The 24,592-nt window shown below is 37.5% G+C and carries 24 protein-coding genes; 6 read left to right on the plus strand and 18 right to left on the minus strand.

The window, feature by feature from the left end:
* Positions 1 to 393: 393 nt before the first annotated feature.
* From H8787_RS09715 to H8787_RS09725, 3 genes are all read right to left on the minus strand, one after another.
* Positions 394 to 1,152, minus strand: a complete 759-nt coding sequence (locus tag H8787_RS09715; RefSeq protein WP_049492402.1) for a DUF6261 family protein — start codon at positions 1,150 to 1,152, stop codon at positions 394 to 396.
* A gap of 329 nt (positions 1,153 to 1,481) precedes the next feature.
* Positions 1,482 to 2,000, minus strand: a complete 519-nt coding sequence (locus H8787_RS09720) for a thioredoxin family protein (RefSeq protein ID WP_187327957.1) — start codon at positions 1,998 to 2,000, stop codon at positions 1,482 to 1,484.
* A 241-nt stretch (positions 2,001 to 2,241) separates the two neighbouring features.
* On the minus strand, positions 2,242 to 2,577 hold the full coding sequence (locus tag H8787_RS09725) for a hypothetical protein (RefSeq protein WP_003071588.1): 336 nt from the start codon (positions 2,575 to 2,577) through the stop codon (positions 2,242 to 2,244).
* 301 nt (positions 2,578 to 2,878) lie between these two features.
* On the opposite strand from H8787_RS09725, the gene H8787_RS09730 reads away from it, so the two are divergent.
* Both H8787_RS09730 and H8787_RS09735 read left to right on the plus strand, forming a co-directional pair.
* Positions 2,879 to 3,778 (plus strand): helix-turn-helix domain-containing protein, encoded by a 900-nt coding sequence (locus H8787_RS09730; RefSeq protein ID WP_187327958.1) that lies wholly within the window; start codon positions 2,879 to 2,881, stop codon positions 3,776 to 3,778.
* Entirely contained in the window at positions 3,779 to 4,552 is a 774-nt protein-coding gene (locus tag H8787_RS09735; RefSeq protein WP_049481271.1) for a Cof-type HAD-IIB family hydrolase, read from the plus strand.
* Positions 4,553 to 4,591: 39 nt separating this feature from the next.
* On the opposite strand, the gene H8787_RS09740 is transcribed toward H8787_RS09735, so the two are convergent.
* Entirely contained in the window at positions 4,592 to 7,264 is a 2,673-nt protein-coding gene (locus tag H8787_RS09740; protein WP_187327959.1) for a YhgE/Pip domain-containing protein, read from the minus strand.
* Positions 7,265 to 7,437: 173 nt separating this feature from the next.
* Here H8787_RS09740 and H8787_RS09745 point away from each other — a divergent pair, with 173 nt between their 5' ends.
* Entirely contained in the window at positions 7,438 to 7,971 is a 534-nt protein-coding gene (locus tag H8787_RS09745) for a TetR/AcrR family transcriptional regulator (protein ID WP_003071598.1), read from the plus strand.
* Positions 7,972 to 8,226: 255 nt separating this feature from the next.
* Here the strand turns inward: H8787_RS09745 and rpsD are convergent, their stop codons facing one another.
* The 9 genes from rpsD to H8787_RS09790 form a co-directional block, all read right to left on the minus strand.
* Positions 8,227 to 8,838, minus strand: a complete 612-nt coding sequence (rpsD, locus tag H8787_RS09750) for a 30S ribosomal protein S4 (protein ID WP_187327960.1) — start codon at positions 8,836 to 8,838, stop codon at positions 8,227 to 8,229.
* A gap of 200 nt (positions 8,839 to 9,038) precedes the next feature.
* Positions 9,039 to 9,671 (minus strand): HAD family hydrolase, encoded by a 633-nt coding sequence (locus H8787_RS09755; protein ID WP_187327961.1) that lies wholly within the window; start codon positions 9,669 to 9,671, stop codon positions 9,039 to 9,041.
* 38 nt (positions 9,672 to 9,709) lie between these two features.
* On the minus strand, positions 9,710 to 9,982 hold the full coding sequence (locus H8787_RS09760; protein WP_003071603.1) for a Veg family protein: 273 nt from the start codon (positions 9,980 to 9,982) through the stop codon (positions 9,710 to 9,712).
* Positions 9,983 to 9,985: 3 nt separating this feature from the next.
* Positions 9,986 to 11,338, minus strand: coding sequence for a replicative DNA helicase (dnaB, locus tag H8787_RS09765; protein ID WP_003071605.1), 1,353 nt, complete (start codon positions 11,336 to 11,338; stop codon positions 9,986 to 9,988).
* Between the two features lie 33 nt (positions 11,339 to 11,371).
* The gene (gene rplI, locus H8787_RS09770) at positions 11,372 to 11,824 is read right to left on the minus strand and encodes a 50S ribosomal protein L9 (RefSeq protein ID WP_020998120.1); all 453 of its coding nucleotides are present in this window, start codon (positions 11,822 to 11,824) and stop codon (positions 11,372 to 11,374) included.
* Complete coding sequence (locus H8787_RS09775; protein ID WP_187328384.1) at positions 11,821 to 13,797, minus strand: DHH family phosphoesterase; 1,977 nt, start codon at positions 13,795 to 13,797, stop codon at positions 11,821 to 11,823. The genes rplI and H8787_RS09775 overlap by 4 nt, the downstream gene beginning before the upstream one ends.
* Before the next feature lie 241 nt (positions 13,798 to 14,038).
* Positions 14,039 to 15,955 (minus strand): tRNA uridine-5-carboxymethylaminomethyl(34) synthesis enzyme MnmG, encoded by a 1,917-nt coding sequence (mnmG, locus tag H8787_RS09780; protein ID WP_187327962.1) that lies wholly within the window; start codon positions 15,953 to 15,955, stop codon positions 14,039 to 14,041.
* A 135-nt stretch (positions 15,956 to 16,090) separates the two neighbouring features.
* Positions 16,091 to 17,212, minus strand: coding sequence for a tRNA 2-thiouridine(34) synthase MnmA (mnmA, locus tag H8787_RS09785; protein ID WP_187327963.1), 1,122 nt, complete (start codon positions 17,210 to 17,212; stop codon positions 16,091 to 16,093).
* 309 nt (positions 17,213 to 17,521) lie between these two features.
* Positions 17,522 to 18,043, minus strand: coding sequence for a LysM peptidoglycan-binding domain-containing protein (locus H8787_RS09790; RefSeq protein WP_037598280.1), 522 nt, complete (start codon positions 18,041 to 18,043; stop codon positions 17,522 to 17,524).
* Positions 18,044 to 18,301: 258 nt separating this feature from the next.
* On the opposite strand from H8787_RS09790, the gene sdaAB reads away from it, so the two are divergent.
* The 3 genes from sdaAB (at position 18,302) to H8787_RS09805 (ending at position 20,751) form a co-directional block, all read left to right on the plus strand.
* Entirely contained in the window at positions 18,302 to 18,973 is a 672-nt protein-coding gene (sdaAB, locus tag H8787_RS09795; protein ID WP_003071619.1) for an L-serine ammonia-lyase, iron-sulfur-dependent subunit beta, read from the plus strand.
* 8 nt (positions 18,974 to 18,981) lie between these two features.
* Positions 18,982 to 19,854, plus strand: coding sequence for an L-serine ammonia-lyase, iron-sulfur-dependent, subunit alpha (gene sdaAA / locus H8787_RS09800; protein ID WP_006270347.1), 873 nt, complete (start codon positions 18,982 to 18,984; stop codon positions 19,852 to 19,854).
* A gap of 240 nt (positions 19,855 to 20,094) precedes the next feature.
* A complete protein-coding gene (locus H8787_RS09805) occupies positions 20,095 to 20,751 on the plus strand; it encodes an HAD hydrolase-like protein (protein ID WP_006270352.1) in 657 nt (218 codons plus the stop codon).
* Between the two features lie 84 nt (positions 20,752 to 20,835).
* On the opposite strand, the gene H8787_RS09810 is transcribed toward H8787_RS09805, so the two are convergent.
* The 5 genes from H8787_RS09810 to pgsA form a co-directional block, all read right to left on the minus strand.
* A complete protein-coding gene (locus tag H8787_RS09810; protein ID WP_003038249.1) occupies positions 20,836 to 21,450 on the minus strand; it encodes a LysM peptidoglycan-binding domain-containing protein in 615 nt (204 codons plus the stop codon).
* Positions 21,451 to 21,606: 156 nt separating this feature from the next.
* Complete coding sequence (locus H8787_RS09815; protein ID WP_003071624.1) at positions 21,607 to 22,401, minus strand: energy-coupling factor transporter transmembrane component T family protein; 795 nt, start codon at positions 22,399 to 22,401, stop codon at positions 21,607 to 21,609.
* A complete protein-coding gene (locus H8787_RS09820; protein ID WP_006268841.1) occupies positions 22,394 to 23,233 on the minus strand; it encodes an energy-coupling factor ABC transporter ATP-binding protein in 840 nt (279 codons plus the stop codon). Before H8787_RS09820 ends, H8787_RS09815 begins: the two co-directional genes overlap by 8 nt.
* The gene (locus H8787_RS09825) at positions 23,218 to 24,045 is read right to left on the minus strand and encodes an energy-coupling factor ABC transporter ATP-binding protein (RefSeq protein WP_006270357.1); all 828 of its coding nucleotides are present in this window, start codon (positions 24,043 to 24,045) and stop codon (positions 23,218 to 23,220) included. The genes H8787_RS09820 and H8787_RS09825 overlap by 16 nt, the downstream gene beginning before the upstream one ends.
* Before the next feature lies 1 nt (position 24,046).
* Positions 24,047 to 24,586, minus strand: coding sequence for a CDP-diacylglycerol--glycerol-3-phosphate 3-phosphatidyltransferase (pgsA, locus tag H8787_RS09830; protein WP_006270330.1), 540 nt, complete (start codon positions 24,584 to 24,586; stop codon positions 24,047 to 24,049).
* Between the last annotated feature and the right edge of the window lie 6 nt (positions 24,587 to 24,592).

The raw sequence follows: 24,592 nt of genomic DNA on the forward strand, positions 1-24,592 counted from the left end.
GGTATCACCGCTTATTGGACCAGAAGAGAAAGTACGTAAAAAATAAAACATCATATACAAGGAAATATCATTATAAAATTCCCAGTTAAAATGATAGCTGCCTACTGGATAAGATCGCTTATGAGAGCACTCTGGCACAAAGATCTGTAAGAGCAAAAATATTCCCAGTACAGTAAAATAAATCACATTGAATACGTCCCATTTCGCATAAGGATCGACCGAGGAAAAGAATATCATCATGCTCAACAGATAAAATCGCCACCGAAACCAAAATTCGTTATTAAAATGAAATCTTATCATCCCATCACACTTTCTAATCCTCTGCTCTTCCTCTTCTTCGTCTTTATCCTACCGCTCTGACAGAAAAACTTCAAGTAAGATGAAGGAGAAATGTTAGTTGATTTCTGCTACTTTTCCTGCTTCTGCTTTAGGCTCTTTGCCCTTGCGACGGGCAAGGATATCCGCATAGTGTTTGCGGCTGTTATTGAGTACGGAAAGGAAGGTCGCATAAAAGCTATCGTCTTTGACTTGGTGCAAAATCACCACATAGTCCGCCAACTGTTGGTAAGGCGTCGCCACTTCTTTGCGCAATCGCTTGACATCATAGCTCACTTTTTGCAATTTCTCTTGGGAACGAGAGGCAAAGAGTTGTTCAAAAGCTGAGTGGCTTTCGGTCAGATTTTCAACGAATTTCCCAAGCGCTAAAGTCCCCACTTGCTCCTTATATGGGGCTGTCTTTAGCTTGTCCAGCAAGCTGACAACGAGGGCAGTTTCTTCCTCGTAATGCTTCTGATGAGCATCTTTGTATTGGTCAAACAAGCGTTTCAAGCTGGCATAAGCTGCCTTTTCCTCTTCCCGCTTGGCTGCCCGATAAGGTTTCAGCGCATCGCGAAGAGCTTGCAAATCAGCGTCGCGCAATTCGTCAGCCGCACTAATCGAAGCTGACTTTTCACTCGCCCGAATCTGACCGAGAGAGGCTTGATAAGCAGGCAAAGCTGCCTTTATCTTCTTGACGAGAGCGGTAATGACATCCTCATTTTTAAAGTCGAGCGCTTCTTTCTCCACATCATCTAAAAAACGAGTGATAAACTGCGTGAATTCCGCATGACGGAGACTGCTCACCTGAACATTAACTAACTTTCCTTTTGGCATAAAATCCTTTCCTTATTAAAAAAATATTTTTTCTTATCTGACCCTCAGATAAGATGAATGACTTTTCTTTATCCTGTCCGAGGCTCGGACGAAGCAAACTTGTTTCAAGGCAAACCGTCTGACCCTCGGATGAAGCAAACCTGTTTTAAGGCAAGCCGTCCAACCCTCGGATGAAGCAAACCTGTTTTAAGGCAAGCTGTCCGACCCTCGGACAAAGCAAACCTGTTTTAAAGCAAGCTATCTGACCCTCAAACGAATGAAAAATCATCTCATTTAGTATAACATGAATGGGAAATTTTCTGAAAAAGAGGAGTGTTTTTTGAAAAAGTTCAATATTTCATTATTATATTAAACCATTCTGGTAAAGTCGTCTGCTCTTCATTCAAGACTTCAAAACCATTGTCTTTTTTTAAATAAATCAGCGTAGGTACACCAGTCACATTATATTTTTCCATAGCTTTCTTTATTTGAGAATTCTTATGAGAATCTTCTGTATTTAAGTAATAAATTTTAAAAGGCGTATGATACAAGTCTGATGTTTCTTTCAAGACCGGAAGAAATTCTCTACAAAACGGGCACGTCTCACGACCAAAATAGAGCAAATTTCCCTTTGTTAATTTATTGTTTAAAACATTTTCTGCATTCGTCTCTTGAAAGCTCTTTACAATTTCTTTGTATAATTTTGTCAATTTTAAATCGTGTTCTACCTCATTTTCACTTGTTGAAACCTGAGAAACACTTGAAACTGTAGAGCTTTCAGAAGCTTGTGATAAAGAGGTGCATGCAGAGAGGAAAAAGAGAGTTGTGCAAATAATAATGAAGTATAGACTCATGCGAATACATTTCATAAAAATTCTCCTTAATCTTTTGGGATTTTTTTTATTATTGTCGTTAAAAGCAGAATTATATATGCTCCCAAAAATAGAATATCACCTATCACATCATCATGTGAGAAATATAAAAAGTACAGTATCAATACAATTGTATAAAAATAGAAATGATATTTCTTATAAAAGTATTTGTCAAAAGAATATTTTTTCTCCATTATTTTCACTCCTTTTTTAACACAGAAATAATAAGTCTATTTCGCTATGCTTTTAAGCATTGATATACTACTGGTCCATACGCCATAAGCAGAGAATACCATGTGGTTGAAAAGCTAAATACACCAAGCCCTAAAGCCCATAAACAATCTCTTTGCGCTGGTGTAAGAGTAGCCGAAGCACTCCCATCTTTCAAACAATATCTTTTGTAAGTATAGCTATTCTTGTTCATATCTCCACATACACCTCGATCCCGGAAAGGAACTACTTCTTCATATTTCATACTATTCGCATAAATAACAGAAGTTGAGGACGGTATAACTGTTGCACCGATCATAAAAGCTGCTGCAATCGTAAGGAAAATTTTATATAATTTTTTCATAGTATATACCTTTTTCTTTATAAAGACAAATACTTTTAAAAAAACAATACTAATTACATCAATACTTATAGTACATTGGTTTCACCTCTATTCTTCAGTTTAAATGCATTTAATTCTAATATTGTCCCAATCCAATTGGTACCCACGGTATTAAAGATACAGCAACAATAGCAATAAATATCAGATTCAAAAATAGTTTTTTCTTCATCGCTTTCTCTCCTTCTGCTCATATGGTACAATATTATGGACAGACATTCACAAAACGTCTACTATTTTCACAAAAAAATAAAGGAAGAACATTATGCGTTGGGATATTGGTACCGTTTATAAAAATATCAGAAAATCAAAAGGCATTACTCAGCAAGAAGTCTGTGGAGAATGGATCTCTCGTTCAAATTTATCAAAATTTGAAAGCAATCATTCCGTTCCCAGCTATGAAACTATGGAATTTCTGCTCCACCAGATTGACATGAGCTTTGGGGAATTTGAATATATTTGTGATTATTATCATTCAAATCCCAGAATGAAGATCATCTTACAATTTAAAAATTATTTGTCTGTCGTTGAAACAGAACAATTATTGGATTTAACCAAACAGTGTGAGGACTACTTGAAAGCTCATCATGATATTCCCGTTAGCAATATTTTGCGTATGGCAAATATACTAATTGAAATTAGAAAAAATAAAATCAGTAGTCAAGCACAAGTTTTAGCCCAACAGTTATGGACAGATTTAGAAAAACGAGATACTTTTTATGAAAGTGACTTAAATTTACTAAGTGTTATTCTTTACTTCTTCCCACTAGAAACCATTCAAAATATAACGGAAAAAATCTTAGCCAGTCTCAACAAGTATAAGCATTACAAAGAAATTCACAGTACACAATTCTCCATTTTAGCCAACCTTTCGACCATCTACCTTTACAACAACCGCCTTGACGATTGCCAGCGTATCACCGAGATGATCTTACCGCTCGCCAAGCAAACAAAACGATACGACAAACTCGGGTTTGCTCAGGTTCGCCTGGGTATTTGCCAAGGAGACGACGCTCTTATCCAGAAGGGGCTCCAGTTGCTTGAGCTGACAGAAGAAACGACCTTGCTCGAAAACTTGAAAGAAGAAGTCAAACAGCATCGTACTTCCTATTTCTCTCATATTTCACATGGAATTTCAACCACTTCAATAGAAACGGAGAAGTAAATGACTTACAACGGATTTGTATTTTTTGATATTGATGGTACTTTAGTAAATAGTCAGGGACAAGTTCCGATAGAAAATAAAAGAGCCATTGCTCAACTACGAGCCAATGGCTTTCTTCCCATTGTCTGTACCGGACGTGGCCGCGGAGAAATGGGAACGGTTCTGGAAGACGCTGGGATTCATTCTGCCATTTTGCTAAACGGAATGGAAATTCTCCATGAGAAGCAATTCCTGTTTGAAGGACGGATTGCACAAACCAGCATTCTCAAACTCCTGCAATTGGCAAAAGAAAATAAGCACGGCCTCGGTTTTTATTCACAAGGAGAAATGCGTGTGACAGCACTCAGTTCAACTGTTCAGCAGAATTTCCGTTATTTCCATCAAGACCTGCCCCAAGTTGGACCGACCATTTACCAAAACCAGCCTTGTCAGATGTTGCTCATTTTTAGTGAGGAGCCTGAAAAAGACACCCAGTATCAGACAGAAATCCCTGAACTCCACTTTTTCCGTAACAGCCCCTACTCGATAGACATCACGCCGCACGGCTGTAACAAAGGCTCTGGGATTCAGCACCTGCTGACCTTGCTGGCAGACGAAGCACCGACTTACGCATTCGGAGACGGACTCAATGACCTATCAATGTTTGAAAGAGTGGATTATTCAATTGCAATGGGCAATAGCCAAGCAACCGTCAAAGAAGCAGCCACTTTCATCACGCGCTCTAATGATGAAAATGGCATTCCACACGCCCTTGCTCACTTTGGTTTAATTTAAAAAAGAAGCTCCTGTATTCAAGATACAAGAGCTTTTAGATTAGACTAATTCTTTTTTATTCGGACTGTAGACCAAGAAACCAAGACCGACAAAGAGCAGCAGAACAACTGTCATGAAGGCAACTTGTCCACCGACTTTCCCTGTTATCGAAATTGTTTGACGCAAAGCCGAAACAGAGTAACTCATTGGCAACCAAGGATTGATATTTTGGAAAATCTTGTCCGTCAACGGAAGTGGGTAAGTCCCTGCACTAGAGGCTAGTTGCAACAATAACAAAATCAAAGAAGTGAAAGCACCAAGCTTAGTGTTCCACGTTACCAGAGCCGTCACCACCGCCATGAAGCACATGCTCGTTAAAAGAATGATTCCAAGCGTCGCCCATTCATAATTGGCAGTCAAGCCAATCATGTGCACTGCACCATACACCAATAAACCTGCCAAGAGAGAAATAACGCCATTGACCTGAATACGTGCTTTCAGCCATTCCATACGTGTCTCAGGTTTCTTACCAGAAGGCAACGTGTTAAAAATGATATTGGTTGAAATCGCTGCTACAAAAAGTGCCACAGAAATCATGTATGGAGCCATACCGATACCATTTTTACCAACATGGTCTTTATCTATTTTCTTCGTTGTCAATGGATTTGCGAGAGCTTTAGCATTGGCTTTATTGGTTGTCACCATAGATAATTGATTTTTGGTATCTGTCAAACCTGCTGTCAAGGTGTCCACACCCGACACCAGCCTTCCCAAATTAGACGTCATCATTGAACTACCATCCGCCAGCTTCGTAGAACCATCTGCTATTTTACCAGCACCATCAGACAACTTATCTACTCCTGACACTAGTGCCGCAGAATTGCTAACTAATTGATTGGCTCCGTCTGCCAATTTTGCCAAGCCCGCCTCAATTTGACCATTATTACCAGCTAATTGATTGGCTCCAGAAGCAACCTTTGCCATTCCAGATGTCAATTGACTGTTTTTACTAGCTAAAACCTTAGAACCTGAACTAATTTTCGCCATGCTAGATGTTAGTTGCTCGTTATGACTAGATAAGGTGTTAGCTCCTGCCGTAATTTGAGCCACTCCATTTGTATAGTCTGTCACACCTTTCACCAATCGACCAGCACCCGTTGCTAAACTCCTTTGCAATTGGTCAACTCCTGCTGCCACTTGACTAGCACCTGTAGTTGATTGTTGTAATGCCGCAAGAATGCTTTCTTGAGATTGTTGTGCACTCGTTTGGAGACTTGAAAGAGCACCTTTGGCTTGTTCGATGACAGCGATGCTTTGTTGGTTAGAAGATTGATCTGGCAAATTTTCCACTTGCGCCTTGAGCGCTTGAATCGTTGTCAACATCTTTGTCACGGCTGTAGAAGTTTGGCTTGGAGCTTGTGAAATAGCGGTATTGATTTCTGCTTGTTCACTAGCACTTAATTTTTGATAAGCAGCTGTAGCAGCTACGTTATTTGTAATCGTAGCCTTATCTGTCGCAACACTATTGACAAGCATATTTGCAGTTGTTTCCATATCATTCAAAGCAGTTGTCATGCTCGCTTTAGCAGCTGACAAGTCTGAACCTGTTGACAGAGCAGTTTGAACAGCAGTTAAACCTGTTTGCAAAGCTTGTAGTTTTTGAACTTGCTCAGCTGTTATACCAGATTGTTTAACAGTCGCCATCAAAGTGTTCAGACCCGTAGCTAGTTGATGCGCACCGCTTGATAATTTTTGAATTTCCTCATTAGAAGCGGTTAATTGATTGACTCCTGCCAATAAATTTTTTGATTGGTCATTTAATTGATTGGCACCACCTGCAAGATTTGCCACACTATTAGTATAGTCGCTTAAGCCATCTGAAAATTGTTCTGAACCGTCCGCCAACTGACCAACAGCATTTGTATAGTCTGTCAACCCTTTTGATAATGTTGTTGAGCCAGAAGCTAATTGACCGACACCTGATGTATAAGCTGAAAGGCGTGTTGACAAGGTACCAATCCCGTCTGACAACTGACGCACACCAAGAGTATACGTTCCCAAACCTGTCGTTAATGTATTAGCACCATCCGCAAACGTCATACTAGAACTAGATAAAGTCTGTAAATTATCTGTCAAGGTTTGACTACCATCTTTCAATTGTTGACCACCAGAAGCGAGTTGACCACTACCAGAAGCAGCTGTTGTCATACCTTTTCTCAATTTATTCATACTCTTAAAAAGAGAAGTCATATACGTATTGGTCACATTGTTTGCGACAGTTTGTTGAAGTCGCGTCATAGCCGAATCACTCATCTTACTAGCAATAAAGCTATGTCCACTAGACGTTTGATAATCAATCTGCATTTTTTGTGGTTTATTATCCAGAATACTAGCTGCCTTTTGGGATAAATCACTCGGAAGCGTGATAATCATATAATAATCACCCTTCTCCAAACCTTTCTTTGCCTTTACTTCAGATACAAAATGAAAATCTAAAGCATCATTCTTTTTAAGGCTTTTCACCATATCATCCCCAACAGACAACGTGTTACTGTTAAATCTTGCATGTTGATCCTTATTCACCACTGCTACTGGTAATTCCGATACTTTTCCATAAGGATTCCACATTGAGCTCAAAAAAATAACATTATAAAGAGCCGGAATCAAGGAAACACCAATCATGACAATAATGAAGAGTGGTTTTTTAAAAATTGCTTTCCATTCGTTGAACATTTTTTCTCCTCTATCTTAGACACTCTGTATAAAAATTTTAATTTTTGAAATATTTTTATACAGAGTGTCTAAATATTTGATATAATAGATTATACAGTTTCTGAAATTTTTCACAAGAGAAAAAATTCATTTTTATACATGTTGTATAAAATTGTTCAAAAGAGGAAAGGCATATGGTAGAAAGTAACAAACGTCAAAAAACGAAAATGATTATTGAAAATGCAATGGTCGATCTGCTTAAACACGAATCATTCGATCAGATTAGCACTGTCAAGTTGACAAAAACGGCCGGTATCAGTCGCAGCAGTTTTTATACACACTACAAAGATAAATATGATATGATTGAGCATTATCAACAGAAACTTTTCCATAAGTTAGAATACATTTTTGAGAAGTATGCTCAAGACAAGCGTAGCGCGATTATAGAAGTTTTTGATTTTCTCACACCCGAATCCCTCCTTTCTGCTTTATTGACAGAAAACGGAACAAAAGAAATCCAAACATTTTTACGTCATAAATTTCAAATTATGCTGGCTGAAGACCTACAAGAGCGCTTCAGTAGCAAACTACTCAGCCAAGTGGAGAAAGAATATAGCTATGTTTACCTGACAAACGCCTTTTTTGGGGTTTGTCAAATGTGGATTGCTAGAGGGAAAAAAGAGAGCCCTGAACAAATGGCAGATTTTCTTTTAAAAATGTTGGATTAGAAGATAATTCTATTTTGCTACTATCAAGATTATTCAAATATTAACGAATAAAGCCATTTAGTGTTAAAATGAGAAAAACTTCAAGACAAAAATGCTCATCACTTTTAAAACTAGAAAAGAGAAAACAACTGTACTGACCCCCTTTTTCTGTCTAACTTTTGGGGTGCAGTTCAAATTCGTTTTCTCTTTTTTGATATTTTCAATGAGTCATAAAAAAGAAGCTGGGAGTCTTCCCAACTTCGGATAAGTCTTAGATTAAAGTTGTTTGTTGTAGTATTCAACGACAAGCGCTTCATTGATTTCTGGGTTGATTTCGTCGCGCTCTGGCAAACGAGTTAATGAACCTTCCAATTTGTCAGCATCAAACGATACGAATGCCGGACGTCCAAGAGTTGCTTCAACCGCTTCAAGAATTGCAGGTACTTTCAATGATTTTTCACGAACTGAAATCACTTGACCTGGGGTTACGCGGTATGATGGGATATCAACGCGTTTTCCATCAACAAGGATATGACCGTGGTTTACGAATTGACGAGCTTGACGACGAGTAGTTGCAAGTCCAAGACGATAAATAACATTATCCAAGCGACGTTCCAAAAGAAGCATGAAGTTGAAACCAAGGATTCCACCTTTGATTTTAGTAGCTTGTACGAACAAGTTACGGAATTGTTTTTCACCTACACCGTAAGTGAAACGAAGTTTTTGTTTTTCAGCCAATTGCAAACCGTATTCTGACAATTTGCTACGGTTGTTTGGCCCATGTTGACCAGGTACATAGTTACGGCGAGCCAATTCTTTACCTGTACCAGTAAGAGAAAGACCCAAACGACGAGCTTGTTTCCAAGATGGTCCTGTATAACGTGACATAAAAATGTCCTCCTATAAAGTATTTTTGAGGAAATAGTCACTTAGAAAGCCCTGATTCGTGCAGAACATTTTCGCCTAAACAGCCAAGGCTACTTTTATAGCTATGTTCTGTTGACGAGCTTCATGCTCTCCTGCTGCTATTTCACACAAAAGCCATTATATCAAAAAAAATCCTATCTGTAAAGACGGATTTTGTCAGATTATTTCTTTCTATGGAAAGAACCTTTCTTTTTCAATAATTCCTCTATCGCAATTATATTTTGCCGTTCAGATGTTGCTAAAATAGTTTCAAACCCCAGACTTTTAGCAGTATCTAGATTAACCTGTAGATCATCTATAAACACACATTGACTAGCTTGCAATGTATACTGGGTCAGTAATTTTTGATAGATACTTTTATCTGGTTTTGCACATCCTACTTCATAAGAAAGGATTTTCCCCGTCAATACTTTTGTCATTGGTAATAAACCGGCATTTTCAACTATATAAAAGATCTCACTGGTAGTAGATAAAATATAAATACTATACCCCATCTGAACCCATTCAAAAATTTTCTCTTGTAGCTGATAACAGCTATCTATTACCTCATACCAACGAGTAAAAACAGCTTCAACAGTAGGAGCATACGAACCGTCTAGCAATTTTTGAGCTTTCCGAATGGCTTGTTTCAAGCTTAATTCTCCAATATCCGTCTGAGCCCAAATTCCCGAGCCAAAAACAGCCGTTTTGACACGCTTACGATCTTCTTCATCCTCTACGAAAGCAGCTAAAATCTTAGCAGGGTTCCATTCAATTAAAACATTGCCAAAATCAAAAATTAGATTTTTAATCATTTCTTACTCCAGCCGCATTACATTAAAATAAATTTATCTTAATCTAAATACCGAATCAAGTTTTTCTCTGTTAAAATATCCGAATAAGTATAGGATTCGACGTAAGTATTTTCAATTTCACCTGGATTACTACTATTGTTGGTATATTCAACGATAAACAAAGAAGGATAGACTTCGATTAAACGACCTTGCTTATTTTTTTGACGTTTACGACCGTTTTCAAGAGTCATTTCTACCATTTTTCCTTCATGGGCCTTGATTTCTTCTTTAATTTTTCTCATTTTTGCAACATCTGTAAATGCATCACTCATTATCTATTCCTCTCTCTTAGAAATACTTGAAAACTTATTGTATTCTTTTTGAAAAATCAATTCCACCGTACCACGTGCACCGCTACGGTTCTTTTCGATAATCACTTCGACTTTGTTGTTTGGAATCCCTTCAGTTTCTTCACCGCCCCGTTCATAATAGTCATCACGGTAAAGAAAAGCTACAATATCCGCATCCTGCTCAATTGAACCAGACTCACGAATATCTGACAAAACTGGTCTCTTATCCTGACGTTGCTCCACACTACGCGAAAGCTGGCTCAACGCAATGACTGGAACTTTCAACTCTTTTGCTAAAATCTTTAATTGACGAGAAATTTCAGAAACTTCCTGTTGACGATTTTCTCGACCAGTCCCTGTAATTAATTGCAAGTAATCAATTAAAATCAAGCCAAGATTTCCTGTTTCTTGCGCTAATTTTCGAGCACGTGAACGAATCTCTGTAATCCGAATTCCTGGTGTATCGTCAATGTAAATGCTAGCTTCTGCTAAATTTCCTTGTGCAATCGCATACTTGCTCCATTCTTCATCTGTCAATTGTCCCGTTCGGATTGAATGCGATTCAATCAAACCCTCAGCCGCCAACATCCGGTCTACTAAGCTCTCGGCACCCATTTCTAGAGAAAAAATAGCAACTGTTTTATCTAACTTGGTTCCAATATTTTGTGCAATATTGAGGGCAAAAGCAGTCTTACCAACCGCAGGACGAGCTGCCACAATGATGAGCTCTTCTTCATGGAGACCAGTCGTCATATGATCTAAATCTTGATAACCTGTCGCAATCCCTGTAATATCAGAAGTTTGTTGGGAGCGTGTTTCCAAACTACCGAAATTAAGATTCAAAATCTCTTTGATATTTTTAAAACCACTTCGACTAGCATTTTCACTAACATCAATTAACGCTTTTTCCGCTCCAGCAATGATTTCATCTGCAGGACTAGCACCATCATAAGCTAGGTTGATAGAGTCTGTCAAACGTGAAATTAACCGCCGCAGAACAGCCTTCTCTGCTACAATTTTAGCATAATATTCAGCATTGGCAGAAGTCGGCACTGAATTTACAACTTCAACCAAGTAAGACAAACCACCAATGTTTTGCAAATCACCCTGACTGTCTAAAATATTACGAACAGTCGTTGCATCAATGGCATCACCTCGATCTGCCAAATCAATCATCGCTTTAAAAATTAAGCGATTGGCATATTTAAAGAAGTCGTTTGGCTCGATATATTCACGAACAAAAACTAGCTTACTCTCATCAATAAAAATCGCACCTAAAACAGATTGTTCTGCCAAAATGTCTTGCGGCTGTACTCGCAATTCATCAATATCTGCCATAAGACCTCCTCTCTCAAAAAATAATCTTCTTTATTAGCCTTCTTTTACACGTAAATTGATAACGCTAGTCACATCTTGATAAATTTTCACTGGCACATCAATCAAGCCAACAGAACGAATAGGATTCTTGACTTGAATCAATCGTTTATCAATCTTAATTCCAAATTGCTTTTGTAATTCTTCAGCAATTTTTTTATTGGTAATAGAACCAAAAGTACGTCCATCTGGTCCTACTTTTTCAGTAAATTCAACAATTGTACTTTCTGCTTCCAGCTTTTCCTTAATGGCTTGTGCTTCAGCTAACATTTCTGCATGCGCTTTTTCTTCTGATTTTTGTTTACCACGAAGTTCACCAATAGCTGCAGCAGTTGCTTCCTTTGCAAGATTTTTTTTAATCAAAAAGTTCTGTGCATAACCAGTTGGCACCTCTTTAATCTCGCCTTTTTTCCCTTTTCCTTTAACATCTGCTAAAAAAATTACTTTCATTTCTTTAACTCCTTATCTTTTAGTACTTCATGAACAATAATTTCATTCAACCGTTGGATGATTTGTGCGATTGTCTGGTCAGAAATTTGCGCTGCTGCCAAATTAAAATGACCGCCTCCACCAAGCTCTTCCATAATCCGCTGTACATTGATTTTACTACGACTACGAGCAGATATCGATATACTATTTTGTTTATTTTTGCTGACAACAAAACTCGCTTCAATTCCCGACATAGCTAGCATAGCATCTGCAGCTTTACTAATAACAACTGTATCATAGCATTTTTCTTCTGCTCCAGTGGCTACAAGTACATTTGGCAAGATTTTCTTACCATTTAAAATTAGCTCATTCACCTCACGGTACTCATCAAAGTCTGTGGCAGAAATATCCTGAATGGCTACACTGTCACTTCCACGCGTGCGCAAATAACTTGCTACATCAAATGTTCGACTAGTGACACGCGAAGAAAATTTCTTCGTATCCAGCATAATTCCAGCCATCAATACACTAGCTTGCATTTTACTCAAACGTCGATGCTTAGAATTTTGGAATTGAATCAATTCTGTCACTAATTCACAAGCACTGCTTGCTCCACTTTCAATGTAGCTAATAATGGCATTTTCTGGAAAATCCTGGTCTCTTCTATGGTGGTCAATGACGATAATTTGATGAAATAAATCATAAAATTCCTTTGATAAGGTCAGAGCTGTTTTTGAATGATCCACCATGATTAGTAAAGAGCGATTCGTTACCATTGTCATCGCATCAGCGACCGAAAGAAGATTGGTCTCTCCTTCATCTTGCAATCTATGAACTGCTCGCTCAATATCAGCAGCCATTTGATGAGGATCATAGACAGCATAGATCTGATCAATAATATTGCTAGCAAATACTTGCATTCCAACAGCAGAGCCCAGTGCATCCATATCCAAATTTCTATGCCCAACCACAAAAACTTGGTCCACACTTTTAATCTTATCTGAAATAGCAGTCATCATAGCGCGCGTGCGAGTACGCGTCCGTTTCACAGATGCAGCTGATCCACCACCAAAATAAACTGGATTCTTTGACTCATCATTTTCTTTTACAACAGCCTGATCACCACCACGAACTTCAGCAAGGTTCAAGTTTAACAGAGCTACTTTACCAATCTGTTCATGATTGCTATCTCCATACGAAAATCCCATACTTAAAGTAAGAGGAATTTCCCGCTTTTTCGCCTCTTCCCTAAACTGATCAATCACTGTGAACTTATCTTGCATTAACTGATCCAAAACTGTGTAATCTGTAAAAATATAAAAACGATCCATCCCCACACGACGAGAAAACATGGCGTATTTTTCGGCAAATTCAGCAACAAACTTTGCGATGAAACTATTAATATGACTAATATCTGAATCTGACACAACATCCTCCAGATCATCATAATTATCAACTGAAACAATACCGATAACTGGTCTTGTCGTCACGAGTTCTGTAGTTGCTTCATATTCGCTAGACGCATCAAAAAAGTAAAACACACTCGAAGCCTGATCCAGATACACTGAATATTTGGTATCACCAATCGTTGCATACGATCCTGTATTTTCAAATGGTATTTTAGTGATTTTTTGCAGTAAATCCATATCAAACTCACCATCTTCATTGGTGAGAACCAACTCTGCATAGGGATTAAACCATTCAACATTTTCAGATGCTTGGTCTACTTTCACAACACCAACTGGCATCCTTTCAAGTAATGACGCCAAACTGTTTTCTGCTTGATTGTTTACATACTGGATTTGTTCTACTTCATTAAGTTCATAACTTTTTTGTTGGAAAATCAATAGAAAAATCAAAATAGCCAGCACCAAAAAAAGCACAACTAACATCAAAATGCCGCTACCAAGAACTCTTAATAAAATAGCTAAAATTCCAAAGGAAATAACGCCCATGATTACAAAATGGATTGGAGTAAAACGAAATTTTTCCATCATAAACCTCTTAACCGCCATTTTACCATAAAAGCTCTAAAAAAGCGAGCTTTCCCTGTATAAAGCAAGCCAAATATCTTGTTAGACATCAATCTTTCTATTACCACTTGGTCTACTTTACAAGGAAAAACAAGTTCTGTCACTGTTTTCTCAACTTTACTAACTCAATAGTTTACAAACTTGTCAAACATTTTTCACGAAAAAGATACTTGTTCATACTATTGAACAAGTATCTTCATCATTATTTTTTTGTTTTTTCCTGGTTTTTCGAAATACTTCGTGATTTACCTTCCAAATAAACCATCAAAATAGAAATATCTGCAGGATTGACACCAGAAATCCGACTAGCCTGACCAATAGTTTCTGGATTTATTTTCTTAAACTTCTGACGAGCTTCTGTAGCAATAGAATCAATATCATCCCAATCTATAGTTGCTGGAATGCGTTTTTCTTCCATGCGCTTCATTTTTTCAACCTGATCCAATGCTTTAGAAATATAGCCTTCATATTTAACTTCAGTCTCAATCAATTCAATAATTTTTTCATCTAAATCTTCCGCTGCTGAGCCGATAAAATTGACAACATCTTGATATGAAACTTCTGGACGACGTAAAAATTCTTTCGCTGTAACTGCATCTGTCAATGGTTTAAAGCCTAATTTTTCAACCATTTCATTCGTTTCTTTAATTGGCTTTAATTTAATAGAATTCAAACGCTTCATTTCAGTTTCATATTGATGTTTCTTAATTTCAAAACGCAGCCAGCGCTCATCATCAACCAATCCTACTTTACGTCCAATTTCAGTCAATCGCATATCCGCATTGTCATGACGTAAAATGAGACGATATTCGGCTCGACTAGTCAAAAGACGATACGGCTCTACCGTTCCCTTAGTGACCAAGTCATCAATCATGACTCCAATATAACCATCACTGCGTTTCAAAATCAGTTCCGGTTTTCCTTGAACTTTTAGAGCTGCATTGATTCCTGCAACAATGCCTTGTCCCGCTGCTTCTTCATAACCAGACGTCCCATTCGTTTGCCCAGCTGTAAACAAACCTGAGATTTTCTTAGTTTCTAGAGTAGCACGAAGCTGATGTGGCATAATCATATCATATTCAATCGCATAGCCAGTTCGCATCAATTCAGCATTTTCAAGTCCCTTAATAGAATGCACTAAGTCTTTTTGAACATCTTCTGGCAAACTCGTTGAAAGCCCCTGAATATAAACCTCTTCTGTATCTCGTCCTTCTGGTTCCAAAAAAAGTTGGTGGCGTTCTTTATCTGCAAAACGAACAATTTTGTCCTCAATTGACGGGCAGTAACGTGGACCAACACCCTTCACCATTCCTGAAAACATTGGTGCACGATAAAGATTATTTTGAATAATTTCATGACTCCCTGCATTAGTATAAGTCAACCAACAAGGAATCTGATCCTTAATATAATCTTCATCTCTAGAAGTGTAAGAGAAATAGTTTGCCTTCTTATCTCCTGGCTGAATTTCTGTTTTATCATAATCAATTGACGCCGCCTTTACACGTGGTGGCGTTCCTGTTTTAAAACGTCCAATTTCAAACCCTAAGTCACGTAAATTATCTGCTAAGTTAATTGCAGCTAAACTATGATTAGGACCAGAAGAATACTTCAAATCCCCAATAATAATTTCTCCACGCAGGGCTGTACCGGTCGTTACAACAACTGCCTTTGCAGCAAACTCTTGATGCGTAGCTGTTTTCACACCAATGACTTTCCCATTCTCAACTAGAATCTCATCTATAACGGTTTGACGCAAAGTCAGATTTTCTTGGTGTTGAACCGTCTTACGCATTTCTCTGGAATAGAGTTCTTTATCTGCTTGAGCACGAAGAGCACGAACAGCAGGCCCTTTCCCAGTATTAAGCATCTTCATCTGAATATAAGTTTTATCTATATTCTTAGCCATCTCTCCGCCTAGAGCATCCACTTCCCGTACAACAATTCCCTTAGCAGAACCTCCAATAGAAGGATTACAAGGCATAAAGGCTAACATTTCAATATTGATTGTCGCAAGTAAAACTTTACAGCCCATCCGGCTGGCTGCTAGTGAAGCCTCAACACCTGCATGCCCTGCTCCAATTACGACAATATCATAACTTTCAGTAAAATTGTATGTCATCTTTTCTTTCCTTATTTTTTCACCAAAAAAGTCAAACCTCTAGAAGTGCAGGACAAAAAGCCTGCAACATCCATGAGCTTTGACCATCATAGTTATTGCTACATCTATTTTAGCAGATTGCTAAAATATGTCAATCTAAATATACTGTTGAAGCTTACCATTTTTATAGGCATTATCAATCAAACCACCACCCAAACATTCTTCTCCATCATAAAAAACAACAGCTTGTCCAGGTGTAATAGCACGTTGAGGTTCTGCAAAGTTGACAGTTGCCTTGTCACCCTTTACAGTAACTGTCACCTTAGAATCTGGCTGACGATAGCGAAACTTAGCAGTACATTCCATAGTAAATTCTTCTGGCATTTCTTTTGTGAAATGAACCTGACTAGCGTCAAGGCTGGTTGACATTAAGTTGTCATGATAAAAGCCTTGACCAACATAAAGAATATTTTGACTGAGATCTTTTCCAACAACGAACCAAGGTTCATTATCACCACCATGCTGACCACCAATTCCAAGACCACCTCGCTGGCCAATAGTATAATACATCAACCCAGCATGCTGACCCATATCTCGGCCATCCAGAGTCATCATGTGGCCGGGATGGGCTGGTAAGTATTGACTCAGAAACTCTTTAAAATTCTTTTCGCCGATGAAGCAAATACCAGTTGAGTCTTTTTTCTTAGCTGTAGCCAAACCAGCTTTTTCAGCTATTGCTCGAACTTCAGACTTTTCTAAATGTCCCAACGGAAACATTGTCTTTTGTAGTTGCTCTTGTGATAACTGACTAAGGAAATAAGTCTGATCTTTGCCATTATCCACTCCTCGCAGCATATGAACAGTCCCATCTTCATCGCGCTTCACACGCGCATAGTGACCAGTTGCAACATAATCTGCTCCCAGTGTCAAAGCATAGTCAAGGAAGGCTTTAAACTTGATTTCCTTGTTACACATGACATCTGGGTTTGGAGTCCTACCAGCTTGGTATTCTGCCAAGAAATATTCAAAAACGCGATCCCAGTACTCCTTTTCAAAGTTGACAGAGTAGTAAGGAATGCCAATTTGATCTGCAACAGCTGCTACATCCTTGTAGTCTTCTGTAGCTGTGCAAACACCAAATTCATTTGTATCATCCCAGTTTTTCATGAAAATGCCAATCACATCATAACCTTGCTCTTTCAAGAGCAAAGCAGTTACTGATGAATCAACACCTCCGCTCATACCAACAACGACACGAATTTTAGAGTTATCACTCATTGTATTCTCCCATCTTTTCGTTATTTCACGATTGAAGGTCGTGCTGTGCTTTCAACGATTGAAGGTCGCTTAGAGCAAGCTTTATTATAACATGAAATAAGTTTAAGAACAAATTTCAACAGCCAAATAGTTCTACCTTTACACCACTGTAAACTAAAAATGTGATAGATAACAACTATTGAGACAGTGATTGAACAATGGATACTCCATCAAAAGAGTTTCTTGGAATCTAGTGAATGACTTTGCAACTTCTATCGTAAAAAACAGGCTGGAACATTTTGTCCCAACCTCAATTATTTCTCGTATTCATCAATACCAACCATTTGCTAGCCAGAAAGCCTTAGCAGCTGACCAAGAACCATAACGACCTGCTACATAAGCGTCTGCTACTTTTTCTTGATTTTCTGCTGATAAGTCACCATTTAAGTAAGATAAACTCAATTGGTAACGACCATAATATTGTCCATTTTGTGCTGTGTAACTACCACTTGATTCTTTTTGTGCAATCCATTCTTTTGCTGCTGCATCTTCAGCACTCAGACCAGATGTAGTAGTTGTAGAATTGCTTGATGCCGTAGTAGTTGTAGTGGTATCATCTAACTCTAATACTTGCCCAACACTAATCAGATGAATATTGCTAATCTTATTTTTCTGAGCAATGTGATCAACTGTTGTATTATGTGATGCAGCGATAGCTGAAAGAGTATCTCCAGATTTTACTGTATAGCTATCTGCATTTGCAAATGTAGGAAGAAAGAACAGCGCTGTTGCTGTTAAACTCATTAAACCTACTTTTGTTTTTTTATTTGTGCTATTTAAATTCAACATCATTTAAATTCTCCTTTTCTATGATAGAACTATCATATACCTTAATTATTACTCTTGGTTTTTCCTTTCATTAAAAATATTACAAACAAATTGAAGAAAGACTAAAATCCACCCTATATTTCTTTGCTTTAAGGTTACTATAAGAAAAGTTACATTGAAGCAAGTCTAGAGGTTGGGTCACATCCATTTTATCAATTAAAAAGGCAGAAAAATATACTGAACTTTGATATAATGAAGACAATGAACTTATAAGGAGTTACGATGAACTCACTAAAATTTCAATCTGTTTTTGATATTATTGGACCTGTGATGATTGGTCCGTCTAGCAGTCATACAGCAGGTGCTGTTCGTATTGGAAAAATTGTTTCATCAATTTTTGATGACGAGCCAACAGAAGTTGAATTTCAACTATTTAATTCTTTTGCAAAAACTTATCGGGGACATGGTACAGACCTAGCTCTGGTGGCTGGGATTCTTGGGATGGACACAGATGATCCTGAAATTCCAAACAGCCTTGAGATTGCTCATAAAAGAGGCATTAAAATTGTCTGGACGATTCAAAAAGATAGCAATGCTCCACATCCAAATACAACTAAAATAACCGTTAAAAATGATCGGAAAACGATTAGCGTTACTGGTATTTCTATTGGTGGTGGAAATATCCAAGTGACTGAATTAAATGGTTTCTCTGTTTCGCTCAGTATGAACACTCCGACCATCATTATCGTTCATCAAGATATACCTGGAATGATTGCTCATGTTACTGAAGCACTTTCTCGTTACAACATCAATATTGCACAAATGAATGTCACAAGAGAAAAAGCTGGTGAAAAAGCAATTATGATTATCGAAGTTGACAATCGCAGTTGCGAGGAAGCAATAGAAGAAATTCGCAAAATTCCTCATCTCCACAATGTCAATTTCTTCAAATAGGAGAACTTATGTTTTATTCAATCAAAGAATTAGTAGAACAAGCTGATTTAGACTTTCAAGGCAGCGTTGCCGAACTTATGATTGCTACTGAATACGAACTGACAGGGCGTGAACGAGATGAAGTTTTACGGTTGATGACCAGAAATCTAGAAGTTATGAAAGCCTCTGTCATTATGGGATTAGATGAAAGTAAATCTCGGAGTGGTTTAACAGGTGGTGATGCAACCAAACTTCACAAATATATTCAATCAGGAAAAGCACTTTCAGATTACACTGTCTTAACGGCAGCAAAAAATGCTATTGCTGTCAATGAATATAATGCTAAAATGGGGCTAGTTTGTGCAACACCAACAGCTGGAAGTGCTGGTTGTTTACCTGCCGTTCTTACATCAGCTATTGAAAAATTAGAACTTACTGAAAAACAACAACTAGACTTTCTATTAACTGCTGGAGCTTTTGGTCTAGTTATCGCTAATAATGCATCCATTTCAGGAGCCGAAGGAGGCTGTCAAGCTGAAGTCGGGTCAGCAGCAGCCATGAGTGCAGCAGCACTTGTTCTAGCAGCTGGGGGCACACCATTTCAAGCCAGTCAAGCAATTTGTTTTATCATTAAAAATATGCTTGGATTAATCTGTGATCCCGTTGCAGGTTTGGTAGAGGTTCCCTGTGTCAAGCGAAACGCTATGGGAGCTAGTTATGCTTTCATTGCAGCCGACATGGCTTTAGCAGGAATTGAATCTAAAATTCCCGTTGATGAAGTGATTGATGCTATGTATCAAGTCGGGGTTAGCATGCCAACTGCTTTTCGCGAAACTGCTGAAGGTGGCTTAGCAACTACACCTACTGGTCGTAAACTGTCTAAAGAAATTTTTGGAGATTGACCTCTTTTTATACAAAAAAGCTGGGATAACAACCTCCAGCTTCAAAGTACACTGTATAAGACACCAACGCTGCAATAACTGTTGCTCAAAGTAGCGCTTTGAAGCTGATAAGATTTGCAAGACAAATCTTAACACTGTTCACTTTTCAAGCTGAGAAGAGTACTTTTAACAAAACCTTCTTTTTCTTCATTCGCAACCTCAACAGTCTTCCAGACTGTCTCCCTTATAAAAATACAGACTATGCAAAATTTTAAGTATATTTTTTTCGATTTAGATGGAACACTTGTTGATAGTTCAGCAGGAATCAAAAATGCTTTCCACTATGCATTCACCTCGTTAAATATCAAAACCCCTGATAGCAAAGAGTTAGATACCTTCATTGGACCACCTTTAGAAGTAAGCTTTGCTTCTGTTGTTCCAGAAGCTGATATCAATCATGCTATTGCTTTATTTAGAGAATATTATAAAAATAAAGGTGTGTTTGAAACTCAGCTTTACCATGGTGTAAAGGAACTTTTATTAGAATTAGAAAATTCAGATTATCATATCTATATCACTACTAGTAAAAATGAAGTGATGGCTAATAAAATGGCACAATACCTAAAAATTGATAAGCATTTCAATGGCATCTTTGGCTCACTTCCGAATTCTTACCATAAAGCCGATGTTTTAACACGCGCTTTAAACTATTCTCATGCCAACCTTAACCAATCTGTTATCATCGGAGATACCAAATTTGATATGATAGGTGGAAAATCCGTTGGAATGAACACTCTAGGAGTTTTGTGGGGATTTGGATATCGAGATGAATTAATTAACAATGGAGCAGATTTTATCTCAAATTCACCACAAAATCTTTTAACAGCATTGATAAATAATACTTTACATAAGTTGTAAACTATATTTACGATATACAAAAAAGATGAATAAATCTTTACTTGATTTATTCATCTTTTAATTAATCCGTTCTTGTTATTCCACTTAGTAATTCCAAGCTGATAACCCTTGTGCACTATATGCACGATAAGCAGCCTGAATTTGATCATCTACTGTAGCTGTTGAACCCCAACCTGGCATTGTTTGAAAAAGACCACTAGCTCCTGATGGGTTATAAGCATTCACTTGTCCGTTTGACTCACGAGCAATAATCTGTTCCCAAGTTGACGCTGGAACACCTGTTAATTCTGCCATACGAGCAGCTGCATAAGCACCTGTCGCTCCTGCTGTATTACCATTAGAAAGAACAACATTTGAAGAATGATTTGCTGTAGCTGGTTGCGAATAAGTAGTTGAAGCAGCAGGTGCATTATACGTCACATCTTCATAAGTTACAGCTTCTTCTGTTGCAGCCTCTGTCGAACCTGCTGAAAGATTCTCTTCATCAAGCTCTAAAATTTGTCCAACTTTAATCAAGTCCGGATTTTTAATTTTATTGAGCTCAACTAACTTTTCAACTGATGTATTTTTTTCTTTAGCAATTTCTGATAAAGTATCGCCTGATTTAACAGTATAAGATTCAGCACTTGCAATAGTTCCTGTTGCAAAAAAAGCAACTGCAGTAAGAAGTCCTGATAACGTTAATTTCATTGATTTCATGTATATATCAATTTCTCCTTTTTTCGTATAATACTATATTACACATAAAATATTACTCTAATCTTATAATTGTATTACAAAGATTACAGAAATATTGATTTTATACGCAAAAAACGCTTTAAAAGGCGTTTTTTTGCTAACAATAATATAAGTTTTTTAACTTTTTAAGAAAAATAACATCAAACCTAAGACAAACATAGCAAAAATAGAAAGTGTGTCTTCTTTTTTCCACCTCAACTGACGGTAACGGCTTCTTCCTACACCACCTTGATAACCTCTCGCTTCCATAGCAGTTGCCAAAGCATCTGCACGTTTAAAGCTAGAAGCAAATAACGGAATCAAAATAGGAATAATTGATTTTACCTTTTGAACAACACTTCCTTCACCAAAATCAACCCCACGCGCCCTTTGAGCATTCATAATCCGTGTTGTGTCATCCATCAAAGTAGGGACGAAGCGTAAACTCATTGACAACATCAACCCTATTTCATGAACGGGTACCTTTAATACTGCTAAAGGCCGCAATAATGATTCAACTGCGTCTGCCAAACTAAGTGGCATGGTTGTTAAAGTTAGGAGAGTAGAAAAAATAATAATTAAAAGAAAGCGACTAAAAATGATGCCTGACTGAGCTAAACCTACCTCTGTGATTCTTATAAAGCCAAATTGAAATAACAACGAGCCACCAGATGTAAAAAATAGTTGGAATAAAGTAGTAAAAGCAATCAAAAAGACCATAGATCTTAATCCTTTAAGGAAAAAAACTAAAGGAATCTTTGAAAGCCCAACTAGTAATATTGCAAAGATGAACAATAGGCCATTAGTTACAATATTATTTGCTAAAAAGATAATTAAAATAAAGAAAAACATTGACAAAAGTTTGCTGCGAGGATCTAGTCGATGAATGATTGAATTTCCAGAAACATATCGCCCCAAAATCATACTATCCATGGAATACCTCCTTAAATTCTTCTATAGTGATAGGTAAATATGGAAAAGTTAGCCCTCTATTTTCTAATTCTTGTGCAAATTTTGTAATTTTGGGAACTCCTAGTTGAATACTTTCCATAAATGCTACATCTTGGAAAACTTGCCGAGGCTCTCCGCTTTTGACTAGTCTTCCTTTTTCCATCACATAGACAGTATCCGCAAAATTAGCAACATCATCCATCAAATGTGTTACCAAAACAATGGTCATTCCTGCTTCATGTAATCGCTTAAATAAGCTCATCAATTCTTTTCGTCCAGCGGGATCTAAACCGGCTGTTGGCTCATCCAAGACAAGAATTTCTGGCTCCATCGCTAAAATACCAGCTATGGCTACTCGACGCATTTGTCCTCCAGATAATTCAAATGGGCTACGTTCAAATAATTCTTCTGAAATTCCGACAAGAGTTAATTTTTCACGTGCTAAACGTTCAGCATCATCTTTTGATACTCCAAAATTTTGTGGACCAAAAGCAACATCTTTTAAAACTGTCTCATCAAAAATCTGACTTTCAGCAAATTGAAAAACCAATCCTACTTTTCTACGTACTTGTTTAATATCCTTGTTTATAGATGTCGAAGTAATTTTGACATCATTAATCACAACACTTCCTTCAGTTGGCACTAAAAGTCCATTCAGTAATTGTAAAATAGTTGATTTTCCACTACCTGTATGACCAACCAAAGCAATATATGATCCATTTTTTATTTCTAAATTGACTTCAAAAAGTGCAGGACTCTCAAAGGGAGTGCCTGCTTGATAAGTATAACTAACATTTTCTAAAGTAATTCCCATAAATAATCCTGCAATTCTTTTTCTGTTAAATAGCGCTTTGGCAATTGAAAGCCTGAATTCATCAAAGTTGCTTTTACTTGATTTGTAAAAGGTTCATCTAAACCTAAATCCTCTAAATCCGCTCGTGAGAAAAGCTCACTTGGTGTACTAGTCGATTCTACCTGTCCTTCTTTCATCACCAAAACTCGATCACTAAGAGCTACTTCATCCAAATCATGTGTGATAGAAATAACAGTCATACCATGTTGATCTTTAATCTTTTTAACTGTCTGAATTAACTCTAAACGCCCTTCTGGATCCAACATACTAGTTGCTTCATCTAAAATAACGATATCAGGACGCAAAGCAACCACACCAGCAATAGCCACACGCTGCTTTTGCCCACCAGAAAGTCTTGCTGGTTCACGTTCTTTAAAGTCTTGCATTCCAACAATATCTAACGCTTCTTGAACTCTGTCAAACATCGTTTGGTAATCCATCCCTTGGTTTTCCAAACCAAAAGCGACATCATCCTCAACGGTTGCTCCCACAAATTGATTGTCTGGATTTTGAAAAACCATCCCAATATGCCGGCGCTTTTCCCATACATTTTCAAGAGTTAATTCATCTCCATCAATGATAATCTCGCCACTTTCTGCTTCTAACAGACCGTCTATTAAACGAATTGTCGTAGATTTGCCACTGCCATTATGACCTACAATAGACAACCACTCTCCTTGTTTCACGTGAAACGTCACATCTTTAAGAATATAGTCCTCTACATGATTATCATATTTATACTTTAAATGCTGAACGTCAATGATATTTTTCATATTATCTAAATGTATCTTTAAAGAGATAGGCACTTCCTTTGAAATAGTCATAACCCGAATAAATCGTAAAAATCAATGCAATATATAGCAAAATTTGTCCTAGCAATGTCCAGTGCAATAACAAAAAAATAATGGAAAACATCTGCGTAAATGTTTTTATTTTTCCTGGCATAGCAGCAGCTAAGACTGTCCCCCCAGTTTCAACCAATAATAACCGCAAACCTGTCACAGCTAACTCTCTGCAGATGATAATTGCAACAACCCAAGCAGGTGTCATATTCATTTCAATTAACATAATAAAAGCTGACATTACTAATAACTTATCTGCCATAGGATCAGCAAATTTCCCAAAGTTTGTTACAACTTTCCATTTACGAGCTAAATAGCCATCTAAATAATCTGTAATACTAGCTACTGCAAAAATAATCGCTGCAAAAACATGCATTCCAACAGAGTAACTTAAGGATAGAACTAAAATAAAAATTGGAATTAAAGCAATCCGTAACAAAGTTAAAGCATTGGGAATATTTTCTTTTTTCATTTTCAT

The organism is Streptococcus sp. NSJ-72, assembly GCF_014334035.1.
GTDB lineage: Bacteria > Bacillota > Bacilli > Lactobacillales > Streptococcaceae > Streptococcus > Streptococcus constellatus.

Bases quoted from the DNA above. Each gene is read 5' to 3' on its own strand.
- H8787_RS09715 (WP_049492402.1), bottom strand. From the start codon at position 1,152: ATGCCAAAAGGAAAGTTAGTTAATGTTCAGGTGAGCAGTCTCCGTCAT.
- H8787_RS09720 (WP_187327957.1), bottom strand. From the start codon at position 2,000: ATGAAATGTATTCGCATGAGTCTATACTTCATTATTATTTGCACAACT.
- H8787_RS09725 (WP_003071588.1), bottom strand. From the start codon at position 2,577: ATGAAAAAATTATATAAAATTTTCCTTACGATTGCAGCAGCTTTTATG.
- H8787_RS09730 (WP_187327958.1), top strand. From the start codon at position 2,879: ATGCGTTGGGATATTGGTACCGTTTATAAAAATATCAGAAAATCAAAA.
- H8787_RS09735 (WP_049481271.1), top strand. From the start codon at position 3,779: ATGACTTACAACGGATTTGTATTTTTTGATATTGATGGTACTTTAGTA.
- H8787_RS09740 (WP_187327959.1), bottom strand. From the start codon at position 7,264: ATGTTCAACGAATGGAAAGCAATTTTTAAAAAACCACTCTTCATTATT.
- H8787_RS09745 (WP_003071598.1), top strand. From the start codon at position 7,438: ATGGTAGAAAGTAACAAACGTCAAAAAACGAAAATGATTATTGAAAAT.
- rpsD (WP_187327960.1), bottom strand. From the start codon at position 8,838: ATGTCACGTTATACAGGACCATCTTGGAAACAAGCTCGTCGTTTGGGT.
- H8787_RS09755 (WP_187327961.1), bottom strand. From the start codon at position 9,671: ATGATTAAAAATCTAATTTTTGATTTTGGCAATGTTTTAATTGAATGG.
- H8787_RS09760 (WP_003071603.1), bottom strand. From the start codon at position 9,982: ATGAGTGATGCATTTACAGATGTTGCAAAAATGAGAAAAATTAAAGAA.
- dnaB (WP_003071605.1), bottom strand. From the start codon at position 11,338: ATGGCAGATATTGATGAATTGCGAGTACAGCCGCAAGACATTTTGGCA.
- rplI (WP_020998120.1), bottom strand. From the start codon at position 11,824: ATGAAAGTAATTTTTTTAGCAGATGTTAAAGGAAAAGGGAAAAAAGGC.
- H8787_RS09775 (WP_187328384.1), bottom strand. From the start codon at position 13,797: ATGGAAAAATTTCGTTTTACTCCAATCCATTTTGTAATCATGGGCGTT.
- mnmG (WP_187327962.1), bottom strand. From the start codon at position 15,955: ATGACATACAATTTTACTGAAAGTTATGATATTGTCGTAATTGGAGCA.
- mnmA (WP_187327963.1), bottom strand. From the start codon at position 17,212: ATGAGTGATAACTCTAAAATTCGTGTCGTTGTTGGTATGAGCGGAGGT.
- H8787_RS09790 (WP_037598280.1), bottom strand. From the start codon at position 18,043: ATGATGTTGAATTTAAATAGCACAAATAAAAAAACAAAAGTAGGTTTA.
- sdaAB (WP_003071619.1), top strand. From the start codon at position 18,302: ATGAACTCACTAAAATTTCAATCTGTTTTTGATATTATTGGACCTGTG.
- sdaAA (WP_006270347.1), top strand. From the start codon at position 18,982: ATGTTTTATTCAATCAAAGAATTAGTAGAACAAGCTGATTTAGACTTT.
- H8787_RS09805 (WP_006270352.1), top strand. From the start codon at position 20,095: ATGCAAAATTTTAAGTATATTTTTTTCGATTTAGATGGAACACTTGTT.
- H8787_RS09810 (WP_003038249.1), bottom strand. From the start codon at position 21,450: ATGAAATCAATGAAATTAACGTTATCAGGACTTCTTACTGCAGTTGCT.
- H8787_RS09815 (WP_003071624.1), bottom strand. From the start codon at position 22,401: ATGGATAGTATGATTTTGGGGCGATATGTTTCTGGAAATTCAATCATT.
- H8787_RS09820 (WP_006268841.1), bottom strand. From the start codon at position 23,233: ATGGGAATTACTTTAGAAAATGTTAGTTATACTTATCAAGCAGGCACT.
- H8787_RS09825 (WP_006270357.1), bottom strand. From the start codon at position 24,045: ATGAAAAATATCATTGACGTTCAGCATTTAAAGTATAAATATGATAAT.
- pgsA (WP_006270330.1), bottom strand. From the start codon at position 24,586: ATGAAAAAAGAAAATATTCCCAATGCTTTAACTTTGTTACGGATTGCT.